The organism is Streptomyces sp. HSW2009 (genome assembly GCF_040240285.1).
Classification (GTDB): domain Bacteria; phylum Actinomycetota; class Actinomycetes; order Streptomycetales; family Streptomycetaceae; genus Streptomyces.
Genome location: NZ_JBEHZD010000267.1, coordinates 1 through 10449, shown reverse-complemented (window position 1 = coordinate 10449; position 10449 = coordinate 1). Strand labels below are relative to the sequence as shown.

General features: G+C 71.9%; 8 protein-coding genes. 1 reads left to right on the top strand and 7 read right to left on the bottom strand.

Annotated features, from left to right (window positions below; translation table 11 throughout):
- Positions 1 to 487 precede the first annotated feature (487 nt).
- A complete protein-coding gene (locus tag AAHZ94_RS19810; protein WP_349994307.1) occupies positions 488 to 1360 on the top strand; it encodes a DNA-formamidopyrimidine glycosylase family protein in 873 nt (290 codons plus the stop codon).
- A 1372-nt stretch (positions 1361 to 2732) separates the two neighbouring features.
- Here AAHZ94_RS19810 and AAHZ94_RS19805 read toward each other — a convergent pair.
- From AAHZ94_RS19805 to AAHZ94_RS19775, 7 genes are all read right to left on the bottom strand, one after another.
- Positions 2733 to 3203: a Dps family protein gene (locus AAHZ94_RS19805; protein WP_349994306.1), complete on the bottom strand. Its 471-nt coding sequence runs from the start codon at positions 3201 to 3203 to the stop codon at positions 2733 to 2735.
- A gap of 566 nt (positions 3204 to 3769) precedes the next feature.
- Positions 3770 to 4153, bottom strand: a complete 384-nt coding sequence (locus tag AAHZ94_RS19800) for a helix-turn-helix domain-containing protein (RefSeq protein WP_176164453.1) — start codon at positions 4151 to 4153, stop codon at positions 3770 to 3772.
- Positions 4154 to 4262: 109 nt separating this feature from the next.
- The gene (locus AAHZ94_RS19795) at positions 4263 to 4772 is read right to left on the bottom strand and encodes a CinA family protein (RefSeq protein ID WP_349994309.1); all 510 of its coding nucleotides are present in this window, start codon (positions 4770 to 4772) and stop codon (positions 4263 to 4265) included.
- Between the two features lie 534 nt (positions 4773 to 5306).
- Positions 5307 to 5978 (bottom strand): CDP-diacylglycerol--glycerol-3-phosphate 3-phosphatidyltransferase, encoded by a 672-nt coding sequence (gene pgsA, locus AAHZ94_RS19790; protein WP_349994305.1) that lies wholly within the window; start codon positions 5976 to 5978, stop codon positions 5307 to 5309.
- Positions 5975 to 7474, bottom strand: a complete 1500-nt coding sequence (gene rimO / locus AAHZ94_RS19785) for a 30S ribosomal protein S12 methylthiotransferase RimO (RefSeq protein ID WP_349994304.1) — start codon at positions 7472 to 7474, stop codon at positions 5975 to 5977. Before rimO ends, pgsA begins: the two co-directional genes overlap by 4 nt.
- A 123-nt stretch (positions 7475 to 7597) precedes the next feature.
- Positions 7598 to 8407 carry a helix-turn-helix domain-containing protein gene (locus AAHZ94_RS19780; protein WP_349994308.1) on the bottom strand — a complete coding sequence of 270 codons (810 nt, stop codon included), beginning with the start codon at positions 8405 to 8407 and terminating at the stop codon, positions 7598 to 7600.
- A 186-nt stretch (positions 8408 to 8593) separates the two neighbouring features.
- On the bottom strand, positions 8594 to 10449 hold a 1856-nt coding region (locus AAHZ94_RS19775; RefSeq protein WP_349994303.1), incomplete at its 5' end, for a DNA translocase FtsK.

Below are 10449 nucleotides of genomic sequence, written 5' to 3'. Positions count from 1 at the left end.
ACACGCCCCCACCGACAGGACAACGCACACCCCCCCCCCCCCAAGAAACACCCCAGCGGGGGCGCCCCCCCCCCCCCCCCCCCCCCCCTTTTTTTTTTACCCCCAACCGCCGTAAACCCCTTTCGGAGGCCGTCTCGTGGGCTGGGGATATGTTTATAAGAGACAGGCCCGGCCCACCACCGCTCCGTACGCCGCCGCCCGGCGGCCCCAGTCCCGCTCCGTACGCTCCGGCTGCGGCCCGGCCACGCCCGCCCAATGCCCAACGCCCGGCACCCGGCACCCGGCACAGCGTTCCCCCGCACACCATTCGCCCATCGACACCCGAGGAGGTCGCCCCGCAGCGGAAAGCAAGACGGGAAGAGAAAACGGGAGGAAGCAGAGGTCAGCCCGCGTCGGGAGACGAGCGCCCACGCCACGACACCGTCTTCGGCACCACCGGCTCCAGCCGCGCCCCGCCCCGGCGAACGGCTGGCGGCATGATGGGCCCATGCCCGAGGGAGACACCGTCTGGCGCACCGCGCACCGTCTGCACACCGCGCTGGCCGGCAAGCCACTGACGCGTTGGGAACTCCGCGCCCCCAGCGGGGCGAGCCTGCGCCCCGACGCACGGGGCCGCCGGCGCCCCGCGCTCCCCGACGTCGACCTCACCGGCCGCCGGGTGCACGAGGTCTTGCCGCGGGGCAAGCACCTCCTCGCGCGCATCGAGGGCGGCCTGTCGCTGCACTCGCACCTGCGGATGGACGGCGCCTGGTACGTCTACGGTGCCGACGAGCGCTGGCGGGGCGGCCCGGGACACCAGGTCAGGGCGGTACTCGGGGTAGTCGACCAGACGGCCGTCGGCTACCGGCTGCCGGTACTCGCGCTGCTGCGCACGGCCGACGAGCACACCGTCGTCGGCCACCTCGGCCCGGACCTGCTGGGCCCCGACTGGGATGCGGCCGAAGCCCTGCGCCGGCTGCTCGCCGCACCCGGGCGCCCTCTCGGCGAGGCCCTGCTCGACCAGCGCAACCTCGCCGGCATCGGCAATGTGTACAAGGCAGAACTGTGCTTCCTCCTCCGCGTCAGTCCCTGGCTCCCGATGGCCGACCTCGGCCCGGCCGCGAGCAACCGGCTGCTGTCGCTCGCCAGACGACTGCTGGAGGTGAACAAGGAACGCACCGCCCGGATCACCACGGCCGAGCACCACCCCGACCGCCGGTTGTGGGTCTACGGCCGCTCCGGTCGGCCGTGCCTACGCTGCGGTACGAGCATCCGCGTGGCCGAACAGGGCGACCCGGAGGACCCGAACGGCTCCGCGGCCCGCCTCACGTACTGGTGCCCCCACTGCCAACCCGGCCCCGCCCCGTCAGACACCACCTGACCTGCGACACCCCCCACCCCCGGCCACCCCACAGCAACACCCCTCACCCACCACAGTCCAGCCACCGACGGGCGCCCTGTCCCTCTCCGCCCAGCCACCGGCAGACACACGGCCACCCGCCCTGCCCCCCCACGCCAGGCACAGCAGACACAACAGACACGGCACAACACGACACCCCGCCCCCAAGCTCACCGCTCCCCCGGGCCCCACCGCCACGACCTCGGACCACGCCGCCGCCCCGTACCCCCGCCCCGCTGCTTCTCAGACGGGCCAGACACATCGCACGTGCCGCACCCGCCATACGCGCCGCACACACCACACGCCTCGCCGCCAGACTCGCCCGCGGGGCCAAACACCCCACCGTCACCCCAGCCCATTCCGGTCGCCTCCGACGGATACGCCCCGGCCTCGTGACCCGGATGCGCTGCGACGTCGTCAGCCGGATGCGCCGCGGCACCGTGAGCCGGATACGCCCCGGTGCCGTGAACCGCATCCGCCCCGACGTCACGTTCAGCACCGGCCAGAGGTTCCTCCTCGCCCCGCCCACCCGGTACGCAATGCACCGGCAACAGGCTGAGCCCCCAACCCCCCGCGACCAGGACCCCCGCGGTCGGCCCGAGCGGAGTCGGCCCTGCAGCCAGCCAGATCACGGCGCCGGTCCAGGCACCGCCCAGCAGCAGGGCCACGGCCCACCGCACGGGCTCAGGCACCGCCGGCCGTCGCCCGCTCCCCGGACCCATGAGGCCCTCCGCCACCTCTACGCAAGCGCCGCTCCCCCGCGCCCCCGCCCGTGCCCGACCGCTCCGGCGGCCCCGTGCCGTCAACCAGGTTCCCGGCGCCCACTCGCCGCCAGCACAGATGCGTCCTGCGGCCGGGACCCGCCGGACGTGTCGGCCCGGTACCTATCGGTCCGGTGCGTATCCGTCCGGTGCGTATCGGTCCGTCCCACATCGCTGGGCACCTTTCGCTCGCCGGCTCCGGCCACCGCGCTCCGTCGCGCGTCGCGTACGGAGCGTGCGGTGCCAGTCTCCCCCGCCCCCGCTCCACCCGCATCCAGAGCCCGCCCCCACCTCTCCCGCCCCTCCCACCTCACTCACCCTGCGCATCCCCCACCCCGCGCATTCCTCACCCCCACCCGCACCACCGGCCCCCTCACACGCCGAAGCCGGCCCCTGACTAAAGGGGCCGGCTTCGTGCGGACGGGTCACGCCCTTGCATCGGCGTCCGGTGACGGGGCTGAAGGCGCCCGGTTCCCGGGCCCCCACCGCACCGGTCTGCCTCAACCGCGCTCACCCGGCGCGGCGCGCAAACACCAGCTCGTGCGGGCACATGCTCGTACAGGTCAGCAGGCCACGCGGGCCGGCCGGACCGGTCAGCCGGCCTCCGCCTGGAACATCCACGCGTGCTTCTCAAGGTCCGCGGTCAGACCGATCAACAGGTCCTGCGACACAGGGTCGGGCTTGTCCGTCGCGGCGATCCGCTCGCGCATCCGCGCGATGACCGCGTTCAGCGCCTCGACCAAGATCTGTACGGCTTCGGTGTCCTGGATCCACCCGTCCTTGACGGTGTCGATGCCGCTCGTCTTGGCGACGGTCTCGGCTCGTCCGTCGGGGCTCACACCGATCGCGGAGGCACGCTCGGCAACCGTGTCGGTGTGCGTACGCGCCGTGTCCACCACCTCGTCGAGCTGGAGGTGGACGGAGCGGAACCGCGGGCCGACCACGTTCCAGTGCACCTGCTTGGCGACCAGGGACAGATCCACCAAGTCCACCAGCGCGCCCTGGAGAGCGTCGCCGACCGTCTTCCGGTCCGGCTCGGGCAGCGGGCTCCTGACAGCAGACATCAATTTCTCCTTTTGTCGAATAAGTCCCTTAACTCACCCTGCCACACCCCGTGTACCCCGACACGCGCGGCATACGACAAGGCAAGCCGTCCCCCTCGTAGATCACCCGCTTACCCAGGTCACTCGCCCCCACGCCCCCCACCTGCGCAACCACGCGACAGCCCAGCACCGCCCGCACAGCCCGCACCGCACCACCCCGTCGCCCCGTCGCCCCGTCGCCCCGTCGCCCCGTCAAGGCAACACCCGGCGACAGCCCCGTACAGGCACACCCCAAGCCGCCCCGCCCATCGACCCCACACCCCAACCCCAACCCCAACCCCAACGCGAAACTCGTAACCCCCCGTAAGCCTCACCAGCCCTACACGCCCCCACCGACAGGACAACGCACACCCCGCCCCCGCCAAGAAACTCCCCAGCGGGGGCTCCCCGACCACCCCCAACCCACCCATCAGCACCCGCCTCCACCCACCCCACGCCCACAAAAAACCCGTAGGCCCCCTCCACTATGCGGACGGGGCCTACGGCACAGCCTGGTGGATGGTTGCTGCGCAACCGGTTCCGGATCGTCAGGCAGCCACCACGTTGACAGCCTCGGTGGGCGCCTTGATCGTCACTCGTTCCTCGGGGACGGACGTCACCGAAGTCACCGACACGGAGTTCAGCCTGGGTCTCATGGGCGCCGGCACGGGCTCGCTCGCAGCGGCGGACCGGGCCAGCTCGGCCAGTGCCAGTTCGTCGCTGACCTCGCGCATCACCTGGGACATGCGTACGTCCAAGGCATCGCAGATGGCGGAGAGCAATTCGGAGGACGCTTCCTTCTGTCCTCGCTCGACCTCTGAGAGATAGCCCAGAGATACCCGGGCGGACGAGGAGACCTCGCGCAGCGTCCGGCCCTGGCGCTGACGCTGTCGGCGCAGCACGTCACCCAGCAGGCGACGGAGCAGAATCATCGCTGGCTCCCTCCTCGGACCGCATATCCCGTTCCTTCTCGCCCCACCGTACCGCCTCGGGCTCCGCCCGTGCGGGGGGCGATGTCGTGTTCACTCAGGGCTGCAAACATCAAATCCGCCCGCCCTGTTCCGTATCCTGTGCCCTCGCATTCTCGATCAATTCGCTCTGCATCAGTTCGAGAATGGATGTCACGCTGCGTGCGCGGATCTCTGCGCGACTTCCGGCCAGCGCCAGTTCGACCGTGACGGGCGCACCGGAGGGGCCCACGACCGCGATGTGGACGGTGCCCACCGGCTGGCCGTCCTGCGGGTCCGGGCCGGCGACGCCGGTGGTCGCGGCCCCCCAGTCGGCCCCCAGCGCGCTCCGTACGCCGCTCGCCATCTGGGCCGCGACCTGGGCATCCACTGCGCCCCGCGCGGCGAGCAACGCCGCGTCCACGCCGAGGGCGCTGGCCTTGACGTCGGTGGCGTACGCGGTGATCGCACCGCGGAAGGAACGCGAGGCACCGGGGGCCTCGGTGAGCGCCGCCGACAGCAGCCCGCCGGTGAGCGATTCGGCCACCGCCACGGTCTCGCCGCGCGCCCGCAGCGCTGCGGCCACCTCGGCCGCAAGCGCCACCCCGGGTAGCCGCGGCCCCGCTTCGGCCCCTTCCGCCGGCCGGACCGCCGCTGGAACCGAACCCACCGAGTCGGTACCGGCCGGGGCCGGCCCTACCGGGACAGGGCCCACCGAGTCCGAACCGACCGGGACGGAACCCACCGAGTCGGAACCCACCGAGTCGGAACCCACCGAGACCGGGCCGACCGAGTCGGGACGGACCGAATCCAGACCCACCGCGTCCGAACCCACCGGAACGGGCCCCACCGGGGCCGGCCCCGCCAAATCCGGCCCCCCCCGACCCACCGTGTACGCGGCGGCCCCCCCGCGCCCCACGTCCCCCGTGCTTCCCACAGGCCCCGTATTCTCCGCGCGTACCGCGCGCTCCGCATTCCCCACGTTCACCGAGGAGTGCCGCACCGCGCCGCCCTCGCCCTCATCCGCCGAGGTGGTTGCCCCGGTCACTCGATCCCCCCGTCGTTCGGTTCACCGCACCGGTCGCCGACCATCGGTCCGGCACCGCGCGGGTCTCCGCCCCACTCCCGCACCGACCCGCTACCGCACCGATTCGCGGTCCGCCCCGGACCGCTCCCCCGCACCCGCCCGCTCCGCCGCCAGACCCGCACGCCGCAGGACGACGGCCTGCCGTACGTAGTCCAGGCCGGTCGCCACGGTGAGCACCACGGCCAGCCCCATCACCCAGAACCGGAGCGTGGCCAGCGGCCCGGTCAGCGCGAGGATGTACATGCCGACCGCGGTCCCCTGGGCCAGGGTCTTCATCTTGCCGCCCCGGCTGGCCGGAATGACCCCGTGCTTGATCACCCAGAAGCGCATCAGGGTGATGCCGATCTCCCGGAACAGGATCACCCCGGTCACCCACCAGGGCAGGTCGTCGAGGACGGACAGGCAGACCAGCGCCGCGCCCATGATCGCCTTGTCCGCTATCGGATCGGCGATCTTGCCGAAGTCGGTGACCAGGTCGTACCGCCGGGCCAACTGGCCGTCGAAGAGGTCAGTGATCATCGCCACCGAGAACGCGGCCCACGCGAAGGAGCGCCAGGCCGGGTCGTAACCGTCGCCGTGCAGCATCAGCAGCACGAAACCGGGCACCAGCACCAGACGCATCATGGTGAGGATGTTGGCGATGTTCCACAGCCCTACGGTGCGGGCGGCGGGCACCCTCGCCGCACGGGCGCCTCCCGCTGCGGAGGCCGGGACTCCGGTCATCTGCCCGCCCCCTCGGGACACACTTCGGCCAGCGGCTCCGCGATGAGGTCCACGCCCTCCGTCGCGATCACCTTCGCCTCGACCATACGGCCGGGCGCCAGCTCCCGCTCGGTACGCAACGTCGTCTGTCCGTCGGTCTCCGGTGCCTGGTGCGCGCCCCGGCCGATCGTGCCTTCGCTCTCGTCCACACGGTCCACCAGTACCCGTACGGTCTCGCCCAGACGCTCTTCGGCGCGCTGCGCGGTGAGTTCTTCGGCGAGCCGGGAGACCCGCTCCAGGCGCTCGGCGACCACCTCGGGGTCGAGCTTGTCCGCATAACCAGCGGCCTCGGTGCCCTCCTCGTCGGAGTAGCCGAAGACGCCGATCGCATCCAGCCGGGCCCCGGTGATGAAGCGCTCCAGCTCCGCGAGGTCGGCCTCAGTCTCCCCGGGGAAGCCCACGATGAAGTTGGAGCGCGCGCCGGCCTGCGGGTCCTTGGCCCGGATCTGGCCGAGCAGCTCCAGGAAGCGGTCGGTGTCGCCGAACCGGCGCATGGCGCGCAGCACGTCGGGCGCCGAGTGCTGGAAGGACAGGTCGAAGTAGGGCGCGACCTTGTCCGTCGAGGTGAGCACGTCGATCAGACCGGGCCGCAGCTCGGCGGGCTGGAGGTAGCTGACCCGCACCCGCTCGATGCCGTCCACCCCGGCCAGCTCCGGCAGCAGCGTCTCCAGGAGCCGCAGGTCACCGAGGTCCTTGCCGTACGAGGTGTTGTTCTCGGAGACCAGCATGATCTCCTTCACGCCCTGCTCGGCGAGCCAGCGCGTCTCGTTCAGCACATCGGCGGGGCGGCGGGAGATGAAGGAGCCGCGGAAGGAGGGGATGGCGCAGAAGGAGCAGCGTCTGTCGCAGCCGGAGGCGAGCTTCACCGAGGCGACCGGGCTGGTGCCCAGGCGCCGCCGGAGCGGGGCCCGCGGGCCGGACGCGGGCGCCACGCCGGCGGGCAGGTCCGCGAGGTCGGCCTGCGGCCCGGCGTCGGGCTCGGCCGCAGCCGCTCCGTGGCCGGGCAGCGCCACCTCGGCGCCCTGCCGCTCGGCGGGGCTGATCGGCAACAGCTTGCGCCGGTCGCGGGGGGTGTGGGAGGCGTGGACGCCACCGGCGAGGATGGTGCGCAGCCGGTCGGAGATGTCGGCGTAGTCGTCGAACCCGAGCACGCCATCGGCCTCCGGCAACGCGTCGGCCAGCTCTTTTCCATATCTCTCGGCCATGCAACCGACCGCGACCACGGCCTGCGTGCGGCCGTGGTCCTTGAGGTCGTTGGCTTCGAGCAGGGCGTCGACGGAGTCCTTCTTGGCGGCCTCGACGAAACCACAGGTGTTGACGACGGCGACGTCGGCTTCGGAGGCTTCCTCGACGAGCTCCCAGCCATCCGCCGCCAAGCGGCCTGCGAGCTCCTCCGAGTCCACCTCGTTACGGGCGCAGCCAAGAGTGACGAGAGCGACGGTACGGCGTTCGGGCATACGCTCAGACTACTTCGTTCCGGCGCCCACCCCGGCGCCAAGGGCGCACGAGGCACCTGCCCGGTGTCATCGGGGCCCCGCCGTGCCGCCCCGATTCCGGGTATGCCCGATACGAACCCCTGGTCAGCCGGCTTCCGGGTCCCCCTTGGTGTAGCTCAGCCGCTGCACCTGACCGTCCTCGCCGACCTCGCGGACCTCCTTGCCGTTCACGAAGAGCTTGACGGCCCCCGCGTCGCCGAGCACCAGGTCGATCCGCTGGGAGTCGGTGAAGGTCTTGGAGACGCCGCGCTCCAGCACGCCGACGTGCAGCAGCCGCCCGTTGTGGTCCTTGGCCGAGATCCACGCCTGCCGGTCGGCGGCGGTGAGCTTGACCGTCACCTTGTTGGCCGGTGCGGCGGCGATGGCGCTCTCGGTCGGGTCGGGCTTGGGGTCGGCGGGCTTGCTCTGCTTGCCCTTCTCCGGTGTGTCGGAGGGCTTGGCCGTGCCGGTGGTGTCGGCCGCTGTGCTGGCCTCGCCGTCGTCACCGCCGCCGGAGACCAGCGTGAAGCCTACGAAGCCGACGACGGCCACGATCGCGGCCACCATCGCGGCGGTCCAGTTCGGGCGGCGCGGCTCGGAGCGGATGCGTTCGGCCTCGAAGAGCGGCGCGGCGCCGGTCGGCTCGGGGCGACCGCCGTGCTCCTCGTCGAACTGGGCGATCAGCGGCGCCGGGTCGACCCCGACGGCGCGGGCCAGCGAACGGATGTGGCCTCTCGCGTAGACGTCGCCACCGCAGCGGGAGAAGTCATCCTGTTCGATGCCGTGCACGATGGGGATGCGCACCCGGGTGGCGGTACTGACCTCGTCGACGGTCAGTCCGGCACCGATCCGGGCCTGCTGGAGGACGCGACCGACGGAAGGGCGGTCGTCTGCGGAGGAGTTGCCGATGGACACGAGGGTGCCTTTCGAGCGTGTAGCCACCTGCTGGATGTTCAGTCTAGGGGTGGTACGAAAGGGTCGGGCAAGCGGGAGGCCGGACTTTGTACGCCATCAGAATGGCCGCACCTGACCCGACTGCGGGCAGTATCCGGTGCCCCCTTCAACTTGACGTATCAGCCGGGGAAACGGTTGCCCGTAACCTTATGACGAGTCTTCCTCACCACGGATCACGGCGAGGACTCCATCCAGCTCATCGGGCTTGACGAGCACGTCACGGGCCTTGGAGCCCTCGCTGGGCCCGACGATGTTCCGGGACTCCATCAGGTCCATCAGCCGGCCCGCCTTCGCGAAGCCCACCCGCAGCTTGCGCTGCAACATGGACGTGGAGCCGAACTGGGTGGACACCACCAGTTCCGCGGCCTGGCACAGCAGGTCGAGGTCGTCGCCGATGTCCTCGTCGATCTCCTTCTTCTTCGCCGTCCCCACCGTCACGTCGTCCCGGAAGACCGGCGCCATCTGGTCCTTGCAGTGCTGGACCACGGCGCCCACCTCCTCCTCCGTGACGAAGGCGCCCTGCATCCGGACCGGCTTGTTCGCCCCCATCGGGAGGAACAGGCCGTCGCCCTTGCCGATGAGCTTCTCCGCACCCGGCTGGTCGAGGATCACCCGGCTGTCGGCGAGCGAGGAGGTGGCGAACGCGAGCCGGGAGGGGACGTTCGCCTTGATCAGCCCGGTGACCACGTCGACCGACGGCCGCTGCGTCGCCAGCACCAGGTGGATGCCGGCGGCCCGGGCGAGCTGGGTGATGCGCACGATCGCGTCCTCCACGTCGCGCGGCGCCACCATCATCAGGTCGGCCAGCTCGTCCACGATGACCAGCAGGTACGGGTACGGCGTCAGCTCGCGCTCGCTGCCGTCGGGCGGGTTGACCTTGCCGGCGCGCACTGCGGCGTTGAAGTCGTCGATGTGCCGGAAGCCGTAGGCGGCCAGGTCGTCGTAGCGCAGGTCCATCTCGCGCACCACCCACTGCAACGCCTCGGCGGCCCGCTTCGGGTTGGTGATGATCGGCGTGATCAGGTGCGGGATGCCCTCGTACGCGGTCAGCTCGACGCGCTTGGGGTCCACCAGGACCATCCGTACGTCATCCGGCGTGGCCCGCATCATGATCGAGGTGATCAGGCAGTTGATGCAGGAGGACTTGCCGGAGCCGGTCGCGCCCGCCACCAGCACGTGCGGCATCTTCGCCAGGTTGGCCATCACGTAGCCGCCCTCGACGTCCTTGCCGAGCGCCACCAGCATCGGGTGCTCGTCGCCCGCCGCGTCCGCCAGCCGCAGCACGTCGCCGACGTTGACCATCTCGCGGTCGGTGTTGGGGATTTCGATGCCGACCGCGGACTTGCCGGGGATCGGACTGATGATCCGCACGTCGGGGCTGGCGACGGCGTAGGCGATGTTCTTGGTCAGCGCGGTGATCCGCTCGACCTTGACGGCCGGGCCGAGCTCGACCTCGTAGCGGGTGACCGTCGGGCCGCGGGTGAAGCCGGTGACCGACGCGTCCACCTTGAACTCGGTGAACACATTGGTCAGCGAGGCCACCACGGCGTCGTTGGCGGCGCTGCGGGTCTTGCCCGGCCCGCCGCGCTCCAGCAGGTCGAGCGAGGGCAGCGCGTAGGTGATGTCCCCGGCGAGTTGCAGTTGCTCAGCGCGCGGCTGGAGGCCGCCGGGGCGCTCGGGCAGGTCGCCGGGTTCGGGCGTGGGCCGGGTCAGGTCGGGCACCTGCTCCACGGCCTTGCCGGCAGGGGCGCCCGGGCGCTCCGGCCGCTGGCCCGCGCCGTCCCCCGCGCTACGGGCGCCGGGGGCGCTGGTGGTTTCGCTGCTGATGCCGCTGCTGAGCCCGGCCACCAGCGGTGAGGGCTGCACGCCGTGCAGTACCGCGCCATCGAGTGCGGCGGGGGGGGCGGCCCCCCCCCCCCCCCCCGGCCCGGGGCCGGGGGGGGGGGGGGGGCCCGGCCGCGGGGGGCCCCCGCGCGGCGGGCGGGCGGGGCCGGGGCCCGGGG